21 protein-coding genes are annotated in these 21,957 nt (G+C 54.2%); 15 read left to right on the top strand and 6 right to left on the bottom strand.

Annotated features, from left to right (window positions below; genetic code table 11):
- Nucleotides 1-31: 31 nt before the first annotated feature.
- Together G5332_RS11055 and G5332_RS11050 are read right to left on the bottom strand one after the other, a co-directional pair.
- On the bottom strand, nt 32-1,222 hold the full coding sequence (locus G5332_RS11055; RefSeq protein WP_216979756.1) for a glycine C-acetyltransferase: 1,191 nt from the start codon (nt 1,220-1,222) through the stop codon (nt 32-34).
- Nucleotides 1,223-1,337: 115 nt separating this feature from the next.
- Nucleotides 1,338-1,982 carry a TetR/AcrR family transcriptional regulator gene (locus G5332_RS11050; protein WP_421249923.1) on the bottom strand — a complete coding sequence of 215 codons (645 nt, stop codon included), beginning with the start codon at nt 1,980-1,982 and terminating at the stop codon, nt 1,338-1,340.
- Between the two features lie 158 nt (nt 1,983-2,140).
- On the opposite strand from G5332_RS11050, the gene rfaD reads away from it, so the two are divergent.
- The 4 genes from rfaD to G5332_RS11030 all read left to right on the top strand — a co-directional run bounded on the left by rfaD (nt 2,141) and on the right by G5332_RS11030 (nt 7,279).
- On the top strand, nt 2,141-3,097 hold the full coding sequence (gene rfaD / locus G5332_RS11045) for an ADP-glyceromanno-heptose 6-epimerase (RefSeq protein ID WP_164535774.1): 957 nt from the start codon (nt 2,141-2,143) through the stop codon (nt 3,095-3,097).
- Nucleotides 3,098-3,215: 118 nt separating this feature from the next.
- Nucleotides 3,216-4,976, top strand: coding sequence for a polysaccharide deacetylase family protein (locus G5332_RS11040; RefSeq protein WP_421249924.1), 1,761 nt, complete (start codon nt 3,216-3,218; stop codon nt 4,974-4,976).
- Between the two features lie 3 nt (nt 4,977-4,979).
- Entirely contained in the window at nt 4,980-6,206 is a 1,227-nt protein-coding gene (locus G5332_RS11035) for an O-antigen ligase family protein (RefSeq protein WP_421249925.1), read from the top strand.
- Nucleotides 6,203-7,279 (top strand): glycosyltransferase family 9 protein, encoded by a 1,077-nt coding sequence (locus G5332_RS11030; protein WP_421249926.1) that lies wholly within the window; start codon nt 6,203-6,205, stop codon nt 7,277-7,279. Before G5332_RS11035 ends, G5332_RS11030 begins: the two co-directional genes overlap by 4 nt.
- A 38-nt stretch (nt 7,280-7,317) precedes the next feature.
- On the opposite strand, the gene G5332_RS11025 is transcribed toward G5332_RS11030, so the two are convergent.
- On the bottom strand, nt 7,318-8,295 hold the full coding sequence (locus G5332_RS11025; protein ID WP_216952610.1) for a hypothetical protein: 978 nt from the start codon (nt 8,293-8,295) through the stop codon (nt 7,318-7,320).
- A 52-nt stretch (nt 8,296-8,347) separates the two neighbouring features.
- Entirely contained in the window at nt 8,348-9,409 is a 1,062-nt protein-coding gene (locus tag G5332_RS11020) for a glycosyltransferase (protein WP_421249928.1), read from the bottom strand.
- 236 nt (nt 9,410-9,645) lie between these two features.
- Here G5332_RS11020 and G5332_RS11015 point away from each other — a divergent pair, with 236 nt between their 5' ends.
- The 7 genes from G5332_RS11015 to G5332_RS10985 all read left to right on the top strand — a co-directional run bounded on the left by G5332_RS11015 (nt 9,646) and on the right by G5332_RS10985 (nt 15,889).
- Nucleotides 9,646-10,857 (top strand): 3-deoxy-D-manno-octulosonic acid transferase, encoded by a 1,212-nt coding sequence (locus tag G5332_RS11015; protein WP_421249944.1) that lies wholly within the window; start codon nt 9,646-9,648, stop codon nt 10,855-10,857.
- 198 nt (nt 10,858-11,055) lie between these two features.
- The gene (locus G5332_RS11010) at nt 11,056-11,877 is read left to right on the top strand and encodes a helix-turn-helix transcriptional regulator (RefSeq protein ID WP_005357044.1); all 822 of its coding nucleotides are present in this window, start codon (nt 11,056-11,058) and stop codon (nt 11,875-11,877) included.
- A 40-nt stretch (nt 11,878-11,917) separates the two neighbouring features.
- Entirely contained in the window at nt 11,918-12,553 is a 636-nt protein-coding gene (locus G5332_RS11005) for a LysE family translocator (RefSeq protein ID WP_076495599.1), read from the top strand.
- A 57-nt stretch (nt 12,554-12,610) separates the two neighbouring features.
- Nucleotides 12,611-13,741 carry an ABC transporter substrate-binding protein gene (locus tag G5332_RS11000; RefSeq protein WP_279490016.1) on the top strand — a complete coding sequence of 377 codons (1,131 nt, stop codon included), beginning with the start codon at nt 12,611-12,613 and terminating at the stop codon, nt 13,739-13,741.
- A gap of 390 nt (nt 13,742-14,131) precedes the next feature.
- Entirely contained in the window at nt 14,132-14,788 is a 657-nt protein-coding gene (locus tag G5332_RS10995; protein ID WP_139748100.1) for a DUF3313 domain-containing protein, read from the top strand.
- Between the two features lie 100 nt (nt 14,789-14,888).
- Nucleotides 14,889-15,251, top strand: coding sequence for a cystatin domain-containing protein (locus tag G5332_RS10990; protein WP_279490017.1), 363 nt, complete (start codon nt 14,889-14,891; stop codon nt 15,249-15,251).
- Between the two features lie 125 nt (nt 15,252-15,376).
- Nucleotides 15,377-15,889, top strand: coding sequence for a cupin domain-containing protein (locus tag G5332_RS10985; protein WP_107683288.1), 513 nt, complete (start codon nt 15,377-15,379; stop codon nt 15,887-15,889).
- 101 nt (nt 15,890-15,990) lie between these two features.
- Here G5332_RS10985 and G5332_RS10980 read toward each other — a convergent pair whose 3' ends face one another.
- Complete coding sequence (locus tag G5332_RS10980) at nt 15,991-16,491, bottom strand: DUF1993 domain-containing protein (protein ID WP_421249929.1); 501 nt, start codon at nt 16,489-16,491, stop codon at nt 15,991-15,993.
- A 311-nt stretch (nt 16,492-16,802) separates the two neighbouring features.
- Here G5332_RS10980 and ydfZ point away from each other — a divergent pair, with 311 nt between their 5' ends.
- The 4 genes from ydfZ (at nt 16,803) to G5332_RS10960 (ending at nt 18,941) form a co-directional block, all read left to right on the top strand.
- Nucleotides 16,803-17,000 carry a putative selenium delivery protein YdfZ gene (gene ydfZ, locus G5332_RS10975; protein WP_005342516.1) on the top strand — a complete coding sequence of 66 codons (198 nt, stop codon included), beginning with the start codon at nt 16,803-16,805 and terminating at the stop codon, nt 16,998-17,000.
- Nucleotides 17,001-17,203: 203 nt separating this feature from the next.
- Nucleotides 17,204-17,641: a DUF2846 domain-containing protein gene (locus G5332_RS10970; RefSeq protein ID WP_421311253.1), complete on the top strand. Its 438-nt coding sequence runs from the start codon at nt 17,204-17,206 to the stop codon at nt 17,639-17,641.
- Nucleotides 17,642-17,850: 209 nt separating this feature from the next.
- Nucleotides 17,851-18,381: an REP-associated tyrosine transposase gene (locus G5332_RS10965; RefSeq protein WP_421311252.1), complete on the top strand. Its 531-nt coding sequence runs from the start codon at nt 17,851-17,853 to the stop codon at nt 18,379-18,381.
- 413 nt (nt 18,382-18,794) lie between these two features.
- Nucleotides 18,795-18,941, top strand: a complete 147-nt coding sequence (locus G5332_RS10960) for a hypothetical protein (protein WP_158653277.1) — start codon at nt 18,795-18,797, stop codon at nt 18,939-18,941.
- 465 nt (nt 18,942-19,406) lie between these two features.
- On the opposite strand, the gene uvrD is transcribed toward G5332_RS10960, so the two are convergent.
- Complete coding sequence (gene uvrD / locus G5332_RS10955) at nt 19,407-21,578, bottom strand: DNA helicase II (RefSeq protein ID WP_421311251.1); 2,172 nt, start codon at nt 21,576-21,578, stop codon at nt 19,407-19,409.
- Nucleotides 21,579-21,957: the final 379 nt, after the last annotated feature.

Genomic DNA, 21,957 nt, shown 5'->3' with positions numbered 1-21,957 from the left:
GAAAAAAGGGGCTGCAGCCCCTTGATTCAAATCAGATAACGCCGAGTTCACGGCCGATGCGGATAAAGGCGTCGATCGCCTTGTCCAGTTGTTCGCGGGTATGGGCGGCAGACATCTGGGTGCGAATGCGTGCCTGACCCTTAGGTACGACCGGGAAGGAGAAACCCACCACATAGATGCCAGCTGCCAGCATGCGGCTTGCCATTTCGGAGGCCAGTTTGGCATCCCCCAGCATCACCGGAATGATGGCGTGGTCGGCGCCTGCCAGAGTGAAGCCAGCGGCGCTCATCCGCTCGCGGAAGTAACGGCTGTTCTCTTTCAGACGTGCGCGCAGGTCGTGACCTTCCGCCAGCATGTCGATCACCTTGATAGTTGCGGCAACGATGGAGGGGGCCAGCGAGTTGGAGAAGAGGTAAGGGCGGGAGCGCTGACGCAGCCAGTCGATCACCTCTTTCTTACCGGAGGTATAGCCGCCGGATGCGCCGCCGAGCGCCTTGCCCAGGGTGCCGGTGATGATGTCGACCCGATCCATCACGCCGCAATATTCGTGGGTGCCACGACCATTCTCGCCGATAAAGCCAACGGCGTGGGAGTCATCCACCATCACCAGCGCATCGTATTTGTCCGCCAGATCGCAGATGGATTTGAGGTCGGCGATGACCCCATCCATGGAGAAGACGCCGTCGGTGGCGATCAGCTTGAAGCGGGCGCCATCGGCGTCAGCCTGCTTGAGCTGGGCTTCCAGCTCGGCCATGTCGTTGTTGGCGTAGCGATAACGCTTGGCCTTGCACAGCCGCACGCCGTCGATGATGGAGGCGTGGTTGAGGGCATCGGAGATGATGGCATCTTCGGCGCCGAACAGGGTCTCGAACAGACCGCCATTGGCATCGAAACAGGAGGAGTAGAGGATGGTGTCTTCGGTGCAGAGGAAGGCAGACATCTTCTGCTCCAGCGCTTTATGCTGGTCCTGGGTGCCACAGATGAAGCGCACCGAGGCCATGCCGAAGCCGTGGCTGTCGAGTCCCTGATGGGCGGCAGCGATCAGATCCGGGTGGTTGGCCAGCCCCAGATAGTTGTTGGCACAGAAGTTCAGTACCTGCTCACCGCCGACGGCGATGCTGGCCTGCTGGGCGGAGGTGATGATGCGCTCCTGCTTGTACAACCCTTCAGCTTGCACCTGGTTCAGTTGCTCGGTCAGGTGACGATAGAATCCGTTAGACATCCTCGATCCTTAGTGGCTATTTCAGCTGCGTATCAACAGAGGGCGACATTTTACTGCAATCTGTTGCGGTAAATTCAAATGATTGTGCTGATATTCAACAAATGTGAAACAGATCTCACCCAGCTGGTTGGGCCAGCAGGCGGTAGTGCTGCTCCAGCTGCTGGATCTGTCCGGCCACCTGGGGTTGCACATAGGGGCGCAGCAGGAACAGCACCTTCAACACGCCCTGATAGAGCAACGGTTTGGTGATGCGGGTGTTGGGGGCCTGGGCAATCTGGAACGGGATCCAGCAGGTCACCACCATCTTGATGGTCTGGCCCAGATCCGGCAGGTCTTCATCGCTGACATCGATAATGCCGCCTTCGCGCAGGCTTCTGAGCAGCGCGACCACGGAAGAACGCATCTGCTCCTGGGCCTTGAGGTACTTCTGTTGCAGCGGTTCGTCACGGCTCAGGATGTCCGGCAGGTTGGCGTAGAAGAAGCGGAACTGCCACATCAGATAGAAGATGGCATCGAGATAGCCCATCAGATCCTGCAGGATGATTTCACGGTTGCGGGTCGGCACGAAGCTCTCGCTCAGGTGACGAGCATACTGGTCGAAGATGGAGTGGATGATGTCTTCTTTATTGCGGAAGTGGTAGTAGAGGTTGCCCGGGCTGATACCCATGTGCGCCGCAATATGGTTGGTGGTGATGTTGCGTTCACCCTGATCGTTGAACAGCTCGGTCGCGCTGTGAATGATCCTGTCTCTGGTTTTCATCACTCATTCCTCCAACAGGTTCCGCTCGGGGCAGTTTTGAACAAGGTCGAATCCCCGGACGGCCCGTGATAAACTTTTCGGCAATTTCAAATTGGCTCACTATACACAGCTTTAACAAGCAGTCACATGTAGCCATCAACGTACGAGAGGCAAACTCCATGATCGTAGTAACTGGCGGTGCTGGCTTTATCGGCAGCAATCTGGTCAAGCAGCTGAACGCTCAAGGACGGACCGATATCGTGGTCATTGATGACCTGACCGACGGCACCAAGTTCGTCAACCTGGTCGATCTGACCATCGCTGACTACATGGACAAGGACGAGTTTCAGGCGCGCATCGTCTCCGGCGACGAGTTTGAAGAGTGGGACAACGGTATCGAGGTGATCTTCCACGAAGGCGCCTGCTCTGCCACCACCGAGTGGAACGGCAAGTTCATCATGGAGGTCAACTACGAGTACTCCAAGGATCTGTTCCACTACTGCATCGAGCGTGAAATCCCGTTCATTTACGCCTCTTCTGCCGCGACCTACGGTGGCCGCAACGACAACTTCATCGAAGATCCCAAGTTCGAACAGCCGCTCAACGTCTACGGCTACTCCAAGCAGCTGTTTGACCAGTACGTGCGCCGCTGGATGCCGGAGATCAACTCTCAGGTTGTTGGCCTCAAGTACTTCAACGTCTACGGCCCGCGCGAGCAGCACAAAGGCTCCATGGCTTCCGTTGCCTTCCACCTCAATACCCAGGTGAAGAAGGGCGAGAATCCCAAGCTGTTCGAAGGTTGCGATGGCTTCCCGAACGGTGGTCAGATGCGTGACTTCATCTATATCGACGACGTCTGCAAGGTAAACCTCTGGTTCTGGCAGCACCCGCAGCACTCCGGCATCTTCAACTGCGGTACCGGCCGTGCCGAGCCATTCCAGAACGTGGCCGAAGCGGTGATCAAGCATCATCAGAAGGGTTCTATCGAATACATCCCCTTCCCGGATCACCTCAAGGGTCGCTACCAGAGCTTCACCCAGGCTGACATGACCAAGCTGCGCAGCGTGGGTTATGACGCCGAGTTCAAAACCGTTGCCGAAGGGGTAGCGGATTACATGGCCTGGCTCAACCGCTAACGGGTGAGCACAACGCGGCAGTTTGAGCGCAAAACCGGAAGTGGGCACTCGCCTGCTTCCGGTTTCTGGTCTCTGTGGCTGCTTGCCGTTCCTCTCTTCTCTACCGGGTAACCGCGCGATGAATATATTGATGGCACTCTCCCAGCTCGAGGTAACGGGAGCTGAGGTCTATGCCACTACGGTCGGTAACGAACTGACCCGGCGTGGTCACAACGTCTTTTATGTGTCGGATACGCTGACCAAGCCAACCCTTGGTCCCGTCTTCAAGCTTCGATTCAACAAGCGCAGTATCCTGCGCCGTTTCTGGCACGTCTTTTACCTCATCTATCTCATCAAGAAGCATCATATTCAGTTGGTGCATGCTCACTCCCGCGCCTCCGGCTGGAGCAGCTATGTGGCTTGCAAGCTGACTGGCACCCCGATGATCACCACGGTTCATGGTCGCCAGCCGGTGCACGCATCCCGCAAAGCCTTCCATGCCCTTGGGCTTAGGGCGGTTGCCGTTTGTGAGGATATTGCCCATCAGATTGTCGACAATCTGGGGGTCGATCCTGCGATCGTACAGGTGCTGCGCAACGGTATCGAAACCGACAAATTCCAGCCTGTGCCTGCGCCGGACAACCCAAAGCCGGTGATTGCCATCATTGGCCGTTTGAGCGGCCCCAAAGGTGAGCTTTGTTACCGTCTGCTCGATGAAGTGCTCGATCTGGATGCCTGCAAGGTGCGGATTGTCAGCGGTACCAAGGTACCGGAGCGTTTTGCCCGTTTCGAAGGACGCGCCGAGTTTGTTGGCTATGTCGATGATGTACCCGCTCTGCTGGCGAGTTGCGATCTGGTGATCGGCGCCGGTCGGGTAGCGATGGAAGCACTGCTCTGTGGTCGGCCCGCCTTTGCCATTGGTGAAGCCAGGGCCATTGGTCTGGTGACCGAACAGAATCTGGATGATGCTCTGGCGAGTAATTTTGGTGATATCGGCCCCAAGGATCTGGCTATCGATTTTGCTGCCCTGAAGGGAGAAATCGAGACCGCCTTGGCCAGCAAGACGGTGCCGGAAGCCATTCGCCAACGCATTCAGGATGAGTATGGCTTGCAGGGGGTAGTATCTGGCCTCGAAACCATCTATCAGGATGCCGTAGTCGAAACCCTGCGCCGCGAGATGCCCGTCATCATGTACCACCGCTTTATCGAACAGGATAGCGAGAAAGGGGTGCACGGTACCTGGATGCCGATCACCATGTTCGAGAAGCATCTGCGCCTGATGAAGTGGCTCGGCTACGAAACCCTGACGTTCCGCGATCTGGCGGACAAAGGCTTTATCCACCGTCTGCAATACGGCAAGAAGTACCTGATGATCACTGCCGATGACGGCTATCAGGACAATCTGACCCGCATGCTGCCACTGCTGGAAAAATATGGTTACAAAGCCGTGGTGTACGTGGTCACCGGTGAAGGCTATAACCGTTGGGATGTGGAGCATCCGACCAATCCGGACACCAAGGTCTCATTGATGAGTGGTGAGCAGGTCAAGGCGCTGGCCGCCAGCGGTCATGTGGAAATTGGTGGTCATACCCTGACTCACCCCCGCTTGAGCAAGCTCACACCCGAACAACAAGCCCATGAAATTCAGGAGAATAAACGCCAACTGGAGGCCCTGCTTGGCCATCCGCTGCTCTCGTTTGCCTACCCTTACGGAGACATGAACGAGAGTGCCAAGGAGCAGGCTATCGCCGCCGGGTATCGTTTTGCCGTCGCTACCAATAGCGGCCCCAAAGCAATGCACCAGGACCCTTTCCAGATCCGCCGGATTGCCATCTTCCCCCGTACCGATGTATTCGGGCTGTGGCGAAAAATTCGTGGGAATTATGTGTTCAGGAAATAACTTGTGAATTTAGATAAAAATTGCCTACGACTAAATATTATTGTGCAATTTGCAGCTTTTTTATTTGGCGCAATAGTTTTAACGGTCCCCAGTGGCTATGGATATGGGCCCAGCATTTTAGTTTTGGCAAGTGTTTTTGTCTTTTGGCGTAAAAAATATTATTTGGTAATGAGTTCAGAGGTGAAAATATTATCATATATATTCATCTCTTTTTTTGTCATCCAAGCAGTGTCAATCTGGATTGATGGTGGCGCACTCAAAGAGTTAGATCGACCAAGTCGTTTGTTAATGGCTGCAATGACCTTACCTTTATTAAGTGTGTTCCCCATTAACATAAACGTTCTTATTGCTGGCCTCTCTATAGGAGCAGTGAGCTCAGGTCTAATCGCAATATATGAAAAGTTTTATCTTGGAATGCCTCGAGCTTTTGATGAAAGCATGCCAATTCAGTCAGGAAACATCAGCATGACATTGGCATTGTTATGTCTGTGTGCTTTTTTCTGGTTCCGCCATTTAGGGAAGAAAAACATTGCTGCCTTTATGCTTCTTTCATTTTTAATGGGGGGGATAGGCAGTTTTCTCTCCGGGACCAGAGGTGGCTGGGTTTTACTTCCAATCGTCTTGTTTACAATAGTTTTTTATTTTAGAAAACAGCTATCCCTCAAAGATGGTCTCTATGCAAGCACTGTATGTGCCTTGTTGCTTTTCTTGGCTATGCTTCCGCAAAGTGGCGTAATGGATAGGATATATAATGCAAAAGCGGATGTTGTTCATTATTTTGATGGTGTGAATCCGGATACATCTCTAGGCATTCGATTGCAGTTGTGGGAAAGTGCATATAACTCTTTTTTGGAAAAACCAATTTTTGGTTGGGGAAATAACGGAATTCGCTTATCACAATTAAACCAATATAATAATGGTTCTATATCCGAGTTCATTTATAATTTTAACTCACATGCACATAATCAATTTTTAGATGAATTGGCTAAACGCGGCATTATAGGCTTCTTGATGTTAGCTCTGCTGTACTTTTATCCACTTTGGGTTGCGAGTAAAAATAGAGATAACTTATTGGTCAGTAGTATGTTGGCGGTTTCATCATTAACTCTTGTTGATTATAGCTTGAGTCAAGCATTTATAAGTCATAACTCCGGGATGATATTCTTCATGTTTTTATTTTCGGCTTTAATTACCACAATAAAGGTATCGCCTTTGGAGGGAAGAAAATGATTAAGAAATTGCAATCATGGCGCGATATCATTCGTCGTAAAATAGGGATTGTGCTTTTTGACCGATCTTTGAAATCAGCTTCAAGTAAAGATGGTGCTATAGTCTTTGTTCGTTGGGATGCCAAATTGGGGGATGCCATAGTATCATCTTGGGTCGCTCGTGAAATAAAAAAGAAGTTTCCAGGCAAAAAAGTAGTTGCAATTACAACCCCTGAGATGAGGTCTTTATTTAAAAACCAATTTCTTTTTGATGAAGTTTATTCTATTCCGAAAAGACCAAGTTATGCAGCACTCGCCTCATTGGCTAGAGATATAGGAGATATTGAATATCTTGTTCATCTTACTAATGAAATGAAGATGAAAGATATTTTCTTTATCTCAAAATTATCTGTAAAAAATGTTATTGGTATAGATGACAAAATAAAATGTGTGAATATTAAAATTGGTCATTTAACCAAGAATATTCACTTCTCACAGAAGTTTGCCTTGGCCGTTAATAAAATGGGGGTTGATAACCCCGATACAGATTATATTGTTCCAGAATATCTTGAAGATGAGTCAAGCGTTAAATCTAGCTGGCCTGATAATCCCACAATCTGTTTTAATCCTTACGGTAGTGGCAGCTCACGAACATTTAATGATGAAAAAGTTATCGAGATCCTGAAGGTTATGTTGAGCAAGCCTGGATATAATGTATGTTTGCTCTATCCACCGATAAAGAAAATTGAAACAGAACACAATATCAAGAGAATGCCTGATATCTTAAGGGAAAGAGTTATCACACATGACTCATCCCATTCTTTAGGTGTTCTATTCGCTCAAATAAGAAATAGTATCGGTATCGTGTCTGTAGATACGGCGACAGTACACATTGCCGCAGGGCTGAAAAAACCTATATTTGGAATATATAATGATAATTTTGGTAAAGGTGAAAACCGGGAGTGGTTACCAAATTTTGAGAAAGCCATGGTAATGTATGTTGATGCCAAAAAAGAACAAAATGTAAACTACATTAATATGGAGGAGTTTGAGAATCAATTTAATGATTGGTATGTTCAGTACATAGCACAATAATTTAGATTTCTGCACCATAGCCTGGTGCAGAATAAAAATTAAAGCATCGCCTTTATGTATTTATTTACCCATATATCTAGTCTGTATTGATTTTTTATCTCGTCAGATATGTGATGATAAGGGATCGTTAAAAAGTCAGGTGAGACTTTTAGATCTGTATCTGTTATGCAAAATATATTGTTGGGATGAAAGAACGGAAATGTCTCTGCGGTATTGTTATTTGATATTATTTTTTGTTCATAGGCAAGAGACTCAAAGAATCTAAAAGACAAGCCTTTTTGTGACTGGTATCCTATATCAAGAATACAGTGATAAGCCGATGAGATTGCCAATAGTTCATCACCAGTAATTGGCTTGGTAATTATTTCGATTCTCTTGTCTCTTATTTTTTTGATCTTTCGGTGGTGATCAACATAAATCATGATTTTAATTTTTAAGTCTGGGTTGGCATCCAGAAATGCAGTCATAAAGGCGTAGCGTTCACGATCAAAGCTAAAAATACCAAACACATCACCATCATAGTTTCTGTTTGGTTGGAGTGGGGTTAAATTCTTTTTATAGTAGTTAGTTACTGGTGTAAAGCCATATTTTTTAACATCTTGCGGATCAAAGCTCAAAACTTTATCAAAAAGTGAAATGTTTTTGATATTATTTGGCATTCTGAGAGTACTGTCCCACAGGTGGCAAATCATCCTGTTGGTGCATTTTTTGAGCTGTGTCAGATGTTCTGCCGTGTAAATATCAGGATTAGTGAGGATGGTGATATCAAAGTGGCGGTTTTTTGTAAAACCATTCAAAAACTGGGTGGTCGACAGCCAGCTTCTTTCTTGTTTTAAATTTCTTTTAAACAGAGCCTTTGAAATTAAGTTTGATATTCTCTCTACTGGGTGCAGGTAATCATATCTAGATATTTCTCCATTCTCAATAAATGTAACCACGTGTCCTTGTTGTCGCATCTCTTCAACTATCGGGGTAATGAGCCCTGCGTTATCGATACCTATTAATAGGATATTCATTGGATTAGCTCTCAAAATGACATTTCAATGTTATTTCATTAAATTTAATAAACTAAAGTGACATAAATGATTTTATGGTCTCTGTACTAGAGAATGGGCTGTAAAAATGATCTGGTATATGCATTTTATCAATATCCATACGAGATATTTTTTGCGCTATTTTGGGAATGTCAAAAAGGGAGCAAAGGTTATCTTGCAGTGGCCCAGTAAGAATTTCTGCCGGCCCAGACGGGCAATCCACGCTGATCACCGGGGTATGGCAGATGAGTGCTTCAATAAGCACTGTTGGCAGCCCTTCAGCATCGGATGTCAGGATGAGCGCCTGAGCGGCTTTGATATAGGGGTAGGGGTTCTTCTGAAAGTCGATGATCTTCACCTTGCTGGCAAGGTTCATCTCCTCGATCATGGCTTCAATGTGAGGGCGTCGCTCCCCTTTGCCCATCAGAACGAGTGGCGTAGCAACGCCGCTTAGCTGATATGCCTGCAAGAGACGATCGTGGCGTTTTCGTTCTTCGAAAGTGCCGACATGGATGAAATACTTTTCAAATGGCTTGTTGAAAGGCTCATCGGCCAACGCCTGAATTTTCTCGATATCAAACGGATTGTAGATAACCTGACACGATTTTGGTGTGGCTCTTACATTGTGCAAAATGTCGTCCGCGATGCCACGAGATACGCAGATCAGTTTCTTGCCATTATAGAAGCGCTTGAATTTTTCATATCCTTTGGCATTGTCTTTGGCAAAGCCGGTGACATTTCCGTGGATCCAGTAATAAATATTCAGTGTATCAGGCAGGTGTCTGGTAATTTTGTCACATGAGCATGAGATAATTACGTCAGGCGAGATCTCTTTGACTTTTTTCAAGATCAGAGATGCTTGTATATTTTCAACCGCAACATTGGATATGGCTTTAGTCAGCTTTGTGACAATGCCAAGATTAATCGGGTGAATGTTGTCAGGTAGCGTATGGTCTATTTTTTCCCGCAAGGTAAACAAGGTAACATCGACACCTGCATCTTTTAGCAAGGATGCGGTATTGAGCAGAACCTTTTCCGCACCACCACCATACAAGTCTTCAACAATGAATAAAAACTTTTTAACTGGTGGGGTCATAACTGCTCCGCGGGTCTCATAACTGACTGGTAAATCTACTAAAAATGTGAATCGTAAACGAGCAAAATCAGGTGGCAACTGTTAAAGTCGTTAGCAATTTTTTCAATAGGTGTGGATCAATGATTGGTCTTAGTGGGCGCTACCATAACGCATTATTCGCGGCCTGTATATTTGCCGGGCTGCTGCTCTCCTGGTTGTTTTCTGTTAATCAGCTCCTCACCGGCGACCAGACCCAGATGCTCTACAAGGGTTACCTTGGAGCCTATGAGGGGGTCTGGCTCAGCTATGGCAATGCGGCGAGTGCGGTGGGCAATGTGCCGGGGAGCTTGTCGGCCTGGCTGATTGGTGGGCCGCTGCTACTGTGGGATTCTCCCTATGCCCCCATGGTGTTGCTGCTGGTGATGCGGTTGGTCGGTTTTCTGCTATTTGATGCGGTTATCCGCCAGGTGTTTGTTGACCCCGTATCGAAGGGCAATGCGCGGTTGCTGTTTCTGGTTCTCTGCTGGCTCAACCCCTGGTTCCAATACGAGAGTCTGCTCTACAACCCCTCTTATCTGTTCCTCTTCTCGGCCATGCACTGCTGGTCTGCCTGGCATATGCGCGAGCGTGCCTCCTTCTGGCACACGATAGTGCACCTGCTGGCGATCGGTATGGCCATGCAACTGCACTACTCCTGGCCGCTGCTGGCTGTGATCTCCACCTACCTCTTCTGGCGCCGCATCCTCAAGGTGAGCTGGAGCGGGGTGGTGGTCGCTGCCCTGCTGATCGGTGCATCTCTGATCCCCTACGCCATGGAAGTGATGAGCAACAGCCATATCACCCAGAACGTCGATCCCGAAGCGCGTCAGCGCTATATCGGATGGGGGCTGGTGCATGTCTATCCGGTGCTGAAATCGGTGATCTACTGGCTGCGTTACGGCTCCTGGCTGTTTGCCAGCAAGCTGGTCAACGACACCCAGTTCATCTGGCTGGCGGGTCATGAATATTTGCAGATGACAGCAGTCTGGCTGTGGCGGGTGGTGATCTACGGGGTGGGCTCTGCCACCGTGTTGCTGGCGGCCAAGGCCAACTGGCAACTGTGGCGGGATCTCAAGCCGCGTCTGCTGCGCAGCGACCGTGCATCAGTGGACGGCACGAGCTGGCTCGGCCTCTATGCGCTGGCGGCCGTATTGGCTGTGCTGGTGAGTGCGGCGCTCTCGCCCATCATCTTTAACTATTGGCACCTGATGCTGATATTCCCCTATGCCCTGTTCCCGATCCTGCTGTTGCTGGTTAGCTGGAGCCGCAACCATCCTCAGTGGGTTGGCAAGGGGCTGCTGGCAGCCACCCTGTTCTGCACCGCTGTGAACCTGATTGCGGCGAGCGACAGCACCAAGTTCTCCTATCAGGCGGACTACAAGCAGCAGGTGCAGGAGTATTTGCAGGAGATGAAGCTGCAACCCAAGTAACTGGGTTGTGTGATCAGTCGAAGGGAGGCGTAATGCCTCCCTTTGCTTTTTCCGTAGCTCAATAAGCGGGTTGTGGTTGCCGGTTATCGCTGGTGGCGTAGCCGACCTGCTTTGGTGGCCATTGCACCAGCTGCAAGGACATAGCCGGAATGCAATAATCTACAAGCTTTCAGCTTGTTTGCGGTGTATCTATAACCCATGAATACCACCGATTCCCTCATCCGCTACTGGCAATCCCCGCACCTGCCGGGGGTCGAGCTGTCACACTCCCACCACAGGGCGTTCAGCTACGGCCGCCATGTCCATCTCGACTACCATATCGGGCTGGTGCAGCGGGGTGGCCAGAAGTTTATCCACAAGGGAAATAGCCACCATCTGGTGCGCGGGGTGCTCTCTACCGTTAACCCGGACGAGGTGCACGACGGCCTCAGCCTGTTGCCGGAAGGGTATGAGGTGCGGGTCTTTGCCATCGATCCGCAGCAGCTGGCGCTCTGGCTGCCGGAGCAGCCGGAACCCTTCTTCGACAAGGGATTGCAGAGCCGCCCCGACCTCTATCAGGGCTTTGCCCAGCTGCACGGCTATCTCGACAACCCCAAGGCCGATGGCCTGCTGATCGAGAGCCAGCTGCTCGCCCTGCTGGGGGAGCTGCTGCATCTGGCTCCCGAGGTGCACCAGCTGGCCGATCCCCAGTTGCGATTTCTGCGCGACTACCTGATGGCCGCCCTCGACGAGCCCCACTCGCTGGAAGAGCTGGCGGGGCTGCTCGGGCTCGATCGCTTCGCCTTCCTGCGCCAGTTCAAGAAGCGCAGCGGCATGACCCCCTACGCCTGGCTGAAACGGCTGCGGCTGGAGCAGGGCAAGCGGCTGCTGGCGAGCGGCATGGCGGTGAGCGAGGTGGCGCTGGCGGTCGGCTTCTTCGATCAGAGTCACTTCCACCACGGCTTTCGCCAGGCATTCGGTCTGACACCCGCCGAATTTCGTGCCCAGATGCAATCTTTTACAAGCCGCGCCCCCCGCTGATCCGCCATGCTGGCTCTCCGTCGTTAAAGCGAGAGTTGTTATGCTGACCAGTCTGTTCGTTACCCTCGGCCTGATGCACCTGATTGCACTGGCCAGCCCCGGCCCCGATTTCGCCCTGATCCTGCGTACCAGCCTGCACCGGCCGACCGCCCTTGGCGCGGCGCTGGGCATCTCGCTGGCGATCATGGTACACGCCACCCTTAGCCTGACCGGGATCAGCATGCTGATCGCCAGCCACCCGCTGCTTTTTATGGTGATTAAGTGCTGCGGTGCCCTCTATCTGGGCTGGTTGGGGTGGGGCGCCCTGATGGCGGCTCGGCAGCAGAGCAGCACCGTGATGCAGAGCGCCGCCAACGAGCTGCGCGGCTGGGGCAGGGGCGTGCGCACTGGCCTTGCCACCAACCTGCTTAACCCCAAGGCGCTGGTCTTCTTTATCGGTCTGCTGGCCGCCATGGTGACGCCAGAGGTGGATGGAATGACCCGTAGCCTGCTGGTGGGCGAGCTCTTCATTATTTCCCTCTGCTGGTTCGGGCTGCTGGCGTGGAGCCTCTCCACCGATCGTGCCCAGCGCCTGCTGCTGCGGGTGCAGCGGCCACTCAATCTGGTGACCGGCGTGCTGTTTGCGGTGGTCAGCCTCTCCATTCTGGCGAGCATGGGCGCCGAGCTGATGGTCTGACGAGTCGGCGCATGGGCCTATACTCCAACAAGGTTTACCTGTCAGGAGTACCCGGCCATGCGTCTACTGCCTCTTTGCTGGTTGTTGGGGATGACCCCGGCGCTGGCGGCCCCGGTTCAGCTCAAATTGCTGGAGTGGGGCTATCTGCCAGCGGGTTATGAACAACAGTTTGCCGACTACGCCAAAACCCATGGGGTGGAGGCGACGGTCAGCCGGCTCGAGCCGCTGCTGACTGATTTCGACAGCGTCTACCGCGCCCTGCGCACCCGCAGCGCCGATGTGGTGCTGCCGACCAGCTACTTTTACAAGGCCCATCACCAGCCGCTGTTCAAGCTGCTGCTCCCCATCGATTTCAGCCGCCTGCAGCACTACCCCGAGGTGAAGCCCGCCCTCAAGAACACCGAGTATGACAAGCAGGGGGAGCGCAACTACTCGGTGCCCTTCTCCTACGCCATGTTCAGCCTCGCCTACGACAGCAAGCAGGTGCCGCAAGCGCCCACCAGTTGGCAGGTGCTCGCCAACAGCTCGCCGCCGGGTCAGTTTGCCGAGTTCTGCGACCAGTTCGAGCCGCTGCTCTTTTCGGTGCTGCTCTCGCTGGGCAAGTCGCCCGCCCTGTTTGCCAGCGGCGAGATGCTGGCCGACAAGACCTTGCAGCAAGAGGTGGAGCAGCAGCTCTCGCAGCGGCTGCAAGCCAGTCGCGGCTTCTGGTTCAATCAGGCCAACCGCTGCGAGGATCTGCGCCAGCAGACCTTTGCCACCACCTGGGGGCTGGAGCTGGTGGAGTGCAACAAGCAGAACGAGCAGCAGTGGCGGATCGCCATGGTGCAGGAGGGGGCCATCTATGCCCTCGATGCGATCTCTATCGCCCGTCATGTTGGCGATGATCCCGCACGGCTCAAGGCCGCCTACCTGCTGGTGGATTTTCTGCTGAGTGCGCCGCTGCAACGCCAGATGCTGGTGGGCACGCCCACCATTTCGGCCAGCAATATGGCCTCCCGGCCGCCCCTCAGCCCGCAGGAGCAGGCGGTGCTGCCGGATCGCCCGCTGCCGGAGTTTGACGAGCGGCTGCTGGTGCCCGCGCTGCCCGCCCATATCAAGAATCGCTACAAACGGATGGTGCAGCAGGCGATCGTCGCCAGCGGCAAAGAGGGGCTGGTCAAGCAGTGCCCCTGGGATCTCGATAACTGATGAATGAGCCTGCCGCTTCTCCGGCGGCAGGCAAGTTTGCGCAAGATGGCTGATGATCGGTCATCGCCAGTTCCAGGGTATTCCCCCGTTCAACTCACGCCGCTCGCGGGCTCACATCGTTTGAAAAAACTGAGCGCTTACCGCAGCCCCATTTAGCCGGATTAAACAACCGAACCCTCGCCAGATTGCCGTTCATACCCTGGCTGACCCTGTACAAAAGTGCCTCAATTGTGACAACTTGGATGTGAGCTGAACAATCCTGATCTGTCCCTTGTGGGAAGGTGATGAATAGGTTATTTCTCTGTGACATTGGCGGCATCCGGCACGGGTTCTCCAGCCATGTGGTGCGAAATCCACAGCAAAAACAAACAGTAAAATGCAGGAGCAAATATGAAAAAGGTCGTGATGGTTGCCGTGGCTGCAGCCCTTCTGGGTGGCTGCGCCGTCAAGAATCAGGTATCCCACAGCTTGCAGGCGATCCCGCTGACAGCCTTCCAGCAGAGCGAGAGCAACCCCAATCAGCGCGTTTACAAGGAGCCGGGCGTTGACCTGCGCCAATACAATGAAGTGCTGCTCGATCCGCTGCAGTTTATCCGGCAGGAGAATGGTCAGTGGTATCTGCTGACCGCCAACGAACAGAACCAGATTGGCCGCTACTACCACGACAAGTTCCAGAGCGAGCTGATCAAGCAGGGCGTCAAGATCGCCACCGCCCCCGGCCCGAAAGTGATGCGGATCCAGGCCGCCGTCACCAACTTCGACCTGACCCGCCCCGACCCCAAGCTGCGTGACCTGCTGCCAGCCAAGATCGCCATCAACGTCACCCGCGAAGTGATCGGCAAGGAGCCTTACCTGCTCAAGGTGGGCAGCATGGCCCAGCTGCTCGACTCCCGGAGCGGCAAGCTGCTGGTGCGGGTGATGGATGCCCGCGAGAGTACGGACAGCACCCACAAGGATGAGCCCATCACCGCCGAGGAGATGGAGAAGATGATCGACCAGTGGGCGGCCAGCCGCGCCAAACAGCTGGCGGACAATCTGGGGCGCTGATCGATTGGTGCGTCCAGGCGGGGCGCAGCGGGAGCCTTTTGGGCTGCAATAACGGCAAGATGTTGATAAGGTGGTCATTTTGCAGGCAGGAGAAAATGATATGAAACGCGTGTTGTTACCCATCCTTGTTGCTGGCCTGTTGAGTGCCTGCAGCACCTCGTCACCCACGCCTGAGTGTGCGCCGATGGCGGGTGGCTGGCAGAGTCAGGCGTTGCCCAATGCGGAAGGGGAGGCTGCGCTGGCCAGCGTGCTGGCTCGCATGAACACGGCCGCCAAACTGCAGAGCATCCGCGAGGTGCGCAGCCAGGTGGTCTCCGGGGTTAACTACGACATCGAGTTCCAGCTCGACAACGGAGAGGTGTGGAACACCCGTGTCTATCGGGATCTTGCCGGCAACTACCAGATGACCCGCACGGCTGCACAGGGCGAGCTTCCTCCCTTGCCTTGCGTCAAGGCCAAGTAATTCCTGCTTGTTGAGCCCCTCGTCAGAGGGGCTCATCTGACCAGAAAATTTCTGCTTTTCTCCCCGCATTCTGACAGTCAGGATGACCCTTCCCGTGACTGCATCCTCATGGAAAAGGAACCGCTATGAATCGCCACCCCTGCATCAAACACTGGCGCGAGCTGCAAGAGCAGACGCCGCGCTACTACTCCGGCAGTCAGGAGCCCCTTTCCCGCGGCTGTGCCCTCGGCAAACACTTCGGCTTTAGCCGCATCGGCATTCACCACGAGATTGTCGAGCCCGGCCATCGCACCAGCTGGCCCCATGCCGAAAAGACCGAGGACGAGTTCGTTCATGTGCTGGAAGGGACGCCGGATGTCTGGCTCGATGGCGTGCTCTATCGCCTGCAACCGGGTGACTCGGTGGGCTTCAAGGCCGGTGACGGGCTGGCCCACGCCTTTATCAACAACACCGAAGAGACTGTCCGCCTGCTCTGCATTGGCGATACGGATCGGGAGGACAACCGCATCCACTACGCCGTGCATCCCGAGCGCAATATCACCCTCGGCAAGCTGCACTGGGATGACGTACCCGAGCGTGAGTTGGGTGATCACGACGGCCTGCCCGACAAGCTGCGCGAGCGCAACGGCCCCTTCTAGGGCGGAGCCTTTCTGCGCACCAGCCCAGCACCACCCGATATGAAAAAGCCTGCCGTGTGGCAGGCTTTTGCTATTTCTTGGCCACCTGTGGCGAGCAGCGCTTATTGCAGGTTGAGCCCGCCCAGATAGTCGCGCTTGCCGAGATCGACCCCGGCGCGGCGCAGCAGGGCGTAGGCCATGGTGAGGTGGAAGTAGAAGTTGGGAATGCCGTACTCATGGACGCAGGTATGGCCATCCATCCCCTTGCCACCCGCCCAGTGGGGCACGTAGCGACCGCTGGCATACTGGCTGTAGTCCGCGTCCAGCTTGCCTTGCAGATAGCTGATGGTCTTGCCGATATGGGTGCGCAGATCCGCCATGGTTTTGGGGTCATCGCCCATGGCTGGCAGCTCGCTGTGGCTGGCGGTGGCGACCACGGCGCGGGCCGAATCGCAGCAGATTAGCACCTGCTTGGACAGCGGCAGCATATCGACGATCAAGCGCTCGCCGAAGAAGTTCTCCACGTTGAACTGCTTCGCCGCGGCGTGGGCCTCGGCCTTGGCCAGACAGTGGTCGAGGTTGGTCAGCATCTTGATGAACTGGGCGGTGATATCGCGATTCATGAGCACTCTCCATCTTGTTGAAACAGCGGCCCGCTTGCGCGGCCACAGTGAATGAGATTGGCTAATCGGCCACCAATATACCCCAACCGCTGCCGGGTTCGAGCCCGCCGCGATGAAAAGGGCAGGACAGCGCCACTGCGCGCGACAGCCGTTGGCCAAGGGGGCATGCTCGCTTTTTGAGCCTGCGAGTCCCTTATCGCCCCTTTTTTGATCTGTGACATAAATCACCTTTTTTCAGGGGCGTAGGCTGAATGCCGTTGTCCTGGACAGACGCCTGCGCATCCGCCAGGACACAAGAAAAGGAGAATGAGATGAAGATCTATGACCGTAACCGCAATGTGCTGAACCTGGGGCAGCGCGTGATGATTGCCGCCACTGGCGCAGTCGATTTTCTGAAAGAGGCCCACACCGACAATATGACCCCCTATCAGGCGGAGCATGAGAAGTGCGTGCTGCTGGCAAACTCCGGTGAGCGCTACGCCCCCATCGAGTTGATTAGACTAGGCTGATCCCTTTCCCTGTCACCCTACTCTTTACAATTCACCCGACCGCCGCGCCCCATCTGGCGGCCGGGTTTCTGAGTTCCCCCCTTCATCCCACCAAATGCTGAAAAATTGAACCGGGTCACACCCCGACCGATTTGAGCGATTGTCAGCCAGTGAAGGCTCATGCGAACCTTGATTTCCCGTTAACTCACTAAAAAATAACGACTATGTTCAGGCAAATAATGATGAGTGCCGCCTTGCTATCGGCGGCGCTGCTTTCCGGTTGTGCTTCCGTACCCATGGCCGATGCCACCGCAGATGTGCAGGCCAAGCAGTTTGTGGCGCCCAAGGATGCGGCCAACCTCTATATCTATCGCAACGAGACCTTCGGTGCGGCGGTGAAAATGCCGCTGCTGGTGGATGGTATGGCGGTCGGCGATACCGTGGCCCACACCTACATCCTCAAGCAGGTGACACCGGGCAGCCACACCATCACCTCCAAGTCGGAGAACGATGCCACCCTGACCCTCAGCACCGAGGCGGGTAAAAACTACTACGTCTGGCAAGAGGTCAAGATGGGCCTGCTGATGGCCCGCTCCAAGCTGAGCCAGGTCAGTGAGGAGGAAGGCAAGCAAGGGGTGATGGAGAGCAAGTTGGTTAAGTGACCAGAGGTTTCCACCAAAAACAAGGCGTAGCTCCACCAGTTACGCCTTTGCCCGAAAGTGGGTGTTCCAGATTTCCTGTCCATGTAGGTTCGATTAGCGAAACGTAATCGGACGATCGCGTCAGGAATATCCGCGCCATCACAGCCCGCAAGCAGATCGACGTGAGGCAAGACTATGCTTGGCTTTTCGGTCTCGATGAGGGGAAAGGGATGGCCAACTGGCGGCGGGCATGGTGGCCCGGAGGAACCTGGTTCTTTACCGTCAACCTGCTGGAGCGGCGCAACAACCGGTTGCTGGTGGAGCAGATCGACCTGCTGCGTCAAAGCGTTGCCAAGGTGCAACAGGCTCACCCCTTCGCCATTCACGCATGGGTGGTGTTGCCAGACCATCTCCACTGCATTCTCTCATTGCCGGAAGGGGACACCGATTTCCCCCTGCGGTGGCGGCTGATCAAAAGCCACTTTTCCCGTGCCTTGCCGCTGAACGAGCGGCGCAGCCAGACCCGGTTACGCCACGGGGAGCGGGGCATCTGGCAACGCCATTATTGGGAACACCTGATCCGGGATGAGCAGGATTACCGCCACCATATGGATTACGTCCATATCAACCCGCTCAAGCATGGTCATGTCACGCGGGTGGCCGATTGGCCGTATTCCACCTTCCATCGTTACGTGGCGAGCGGCGTCTATCCGCAGGATTGGTGCGGGTCGGGGGCTGGGGTGTTGGGGGGATTGGAGTAAACCCCTAAAGGGTTGTTCCGTTGTAAGCGTTCGATTACGCGAACGTCTGATTACTCGATCGTCCGATTACGCTTCGCTAATCGAACCTACGGTCCTGCGTCATTTAACAATATGAATATATTGTGGTTTTGTGCTTCTCTGAACGTTGGTGTATCACAAATAGTGATATTTTTTCATTGACGGCTAGGTCACGATTGTCCATGATTCCGGTTACACATTTGACTCACAAATTGTAAGTTAAGGGTGTAAAAAAGGGCCCGAAGGCCCCTGGTTAGATCTGGTAGTACTGCACTTTGATTGCCTCTGGACTGGTACTCCAAGAGTAATCGTTGTAATCGTGCGGGACTGCACTAAGCAGAAGTAAAAACACAAATCCTACAAGCTTTTGCCTTAAAGCGTCTAGGAACCCTGATATGAGCCACCTGATCCACTTTGGAAGGGTGGCTTTATCATTTGTAGCCTTTGGTGTTGAACGACGTGAACGTCGTGGTCTTTTTGGCATGGATAACCTCCATCATTTGCCATGGGATGGACATAGTTTTGCCCGGGAAGGGTTTTGATACTTCGTTTATCACCATGAGTTGCTCCTCATTTGATGTAAAACCACTATATGTGGTGCTCCTGCCGCTTCGTAACACAAGATAATGGTGCAGAGACATAGTTGCAATGTGTGGATAACTGGCGTGCTGTGGATAAATTGTGAGTCCCACTCTGTCTGTGAGTATCCACTCACACTGAGCGGGTTTTCATCCGTCCGCTCCGCTAAATACAAGTCTCCCGATCAAGGATGGAAAATTTAAATAACTTTTTTTGCTTGCGAAAAGGGTGCTTTTTTAATAGCAAACTTAAGTTGAATATACCTTGTCCAATATGGGACAAATATTGTTCTTCCACAGCTTAAACACAGCTGTAGGTTCGAATAGCGAAGCGTATTCGGACGATCGCGTATTTAAAGTTGTCGCGATGGGTCATATAAAAATCAACCCGGCCTAAGCCGGGTTGGTTATTTCAAAAGGCAGGAAAAATCAGAGCGCTTCCAATCTGGCATACGCCGTCACCAGCCACTTGGCGCCGACGTCGTCGAACTGGATCTGCACCCGGCTCTGCTGGCCGACCCCTTCGAAGTTGAGTACCACCCCTTCGCCGAATTTCGGATGGAGCACCCGCTGGCCGAGCTTGATGCCGCTGGCGTCGAAGCTCTGCTGCACCTCGTTCTGGCTAAAGCGGCCGTACTGGGTGGGGCGGCTGACCTGAGTGCGCAGCCGGATCTCTTCCAGACACTCGGCGGGCATCTCGCGGATAAAGCGGCTCGGCTTGTGGAACATCTCGCGGCCGTAGATGCGGCGGCTCTCGGCATAACAGATGTAGAGCTTCTCCATGGCGCGGGTCATGCCGACGTAACAGAGGCGGCGCTCCTCTTCTAGCCGGCCCGACTCTTCGGTGGATTGCTGGCTGGGGAACATCCCTTCTTCGACACCGACCAGCAGCACCAGCGGGAACTCCAACCCCTTGGCGCTGTGCAGGGTCATCAGCTGTACCGCGTCGGCATATTCGTCGGCCTGATTCTCGCCGGATTCCAGCGCCGCGTGGGCGAGGAAGGCGGAGAGATCGCTCATATCCTCCAGCTCGTCCGGGCGCTGGTACTGGCGGCAGGCGGTGACCAGTTCGTCCAGGTTCTCTACCCGCGCCTGGGATTTCTCGCCTTTTTCCGCCAGATACATCGTCTTGAGGCCGGAGTTCTGGATGGCGATATCCGCCTGCTGGTGCAGCGGCAGCATGGAGACCTGCTCCTCCAGCGCGTCGATCAGCTCGACAAAGCCGCGCACCGCGTTGCCGGCGCGACCGGTCAGCACCTTGTCATTGAGCAGGGCCTTGGCCGATTGCCACAGGTTGAGCCCCTGATCGCGGGCGTTGCCGCGCAGGATCTCGAGGGTGCGATCGCCGATGCCGCGGGTCGGGGTGTTGACCACCCGCTCGAAGCTGGCGTCGTCGCCACGGTTGTTGATAAGCCGCAGGTAGGCCATGGCGTCCTTGATCTCTTGCCGCTCAAAGAAGCGCAGGCCGCCGTAGATGCGGTACGGCATGGCGTCCTGCATCAGCGCCTCTTCCAGCACCCGAGACTGGGCGTTGGAGCGATAGAGGATGGCGCAGTCGGCCAACAGGCCACCTTTCTCTTTCCAGTCCTTGAGACGGCCGACCACAAAGCGCGCTTCGTCCACCTCGTTGAAGGCGGCGTAGAGGGAGATGGGCTCGCCCTCGGCCCCTTCGGTCCACAGCTCCTTGCCAAGGCGCTCGGCGTTGTTGGCGATAACGCTGTTGGCGGCTTTGAGGATATTGGCGGTGGAGCGGTAGTTCTGCTCGAGGCGGATGGTCTCGGCCCCCTGATAGTCGGTCAGGAAGCGCTGGATGTTCTCGATCTTGGCGCCGCGCCAGCCGTAGATGGACTGGTCATCGTCGCCGACGATCATCACCTTGCCGCTGTTGCCCGCCAGCATCCGCAGCCAGGCGTACTGGATGCCGTTGGTATCCTGAAACTCGTCCACCAGAATGTTCTGGAAGCGGTCGCGGTAGTGCTCGAGGATGTGCGGCTTGTTGAGCCACAGCTCGTGGGCGCGCAGCAAGAGTTCTGCGAAGTCCACCAGACCGGAGCGATCGCAGGTCTCCTGATAGGTCTTGTAGATCTGCTGATAGGTGCGGGTGACGGGGTCGCCGTAGAGGTCGATGTCGCCGGGGCGCAGCCCCTCATCCTTCTTGCCGTTGATGTAGCCCATCACGGCGCGCGGGGCCCAGTGCTTCTCGTCGAGGTTGAGCACCTTGAGCACCCGGCGAATGAGACGGTACTGGTCGTCGGAGTCGAGGATCTGGAAATCCTGCGGCAAGCCCGCATCCAGATGGTGGGCCCGCAGCAAGCGGTGGGCGATACCGTGGAAGGTGCCGATCCACATGCCGCGTACGCCGTCGCCGATCACTTTTTCGACCCGGCCGCGCATCTCGGCCGCCGCCTTGTTGGTAAAGGTGACCGCGATGATGGAGAAGGGTGAACAGCGTTCCACCTGCATCAGCCAGGCGATACGGTGCACCAGCACCCGGGTCTTGCCCGAACCGGCACCGGCCAGCACCAGCAGGTTGCTACGGGGTGCCGCAACGGCATCTCTTTGCTTGTCGTTGAGCCCGTCGAGCAGGGTTGAAACGTCCATCACCACTCCTGTTTATTTATACAGGCGGGGATTATACGGCCATCCCCCTGCCAGACCAAATCCAAACTCGGGGGAGGGGGCGAGATGGGGGCTTGCAGGGGAGTCGGTGCGGCCATTTTTGGCTGGCGCAAAGAGAACGGGACGGGGAGGTTTCCAGCTGTAGCCAACTCTTGCTCGCGCGGTTTGTGGGGATTTTGCGAGCCGGATCACGGGCTTGCCGGGGGGCTGGATGAATAACAGGGGAAAACGGTTTACAGTAACTTGCTGAACAATAAGAGAAATGTCGTTTGGGTCTTTTGGTTGTTAGCATAAAAAACTGAAAAGTAGCTAAAAAACAACTGCTTATAAGGTTATTTGCTTAGAATTCAAACCGTTAACG

The organism is Aeromonas sp. 603757 (assembly GCF_049171255.1).
GTDB classification, from domain to species: domain Bacteria; phylum Pseudomonadota; class Gammaproteobacteria; order Enterobacterales; family Aeromonadaceae; genus Aeromonas; species Aeromonas veronii_A.
This window is presented reverse-complemented; position numbering and strand designations above follow the sequence as displayed.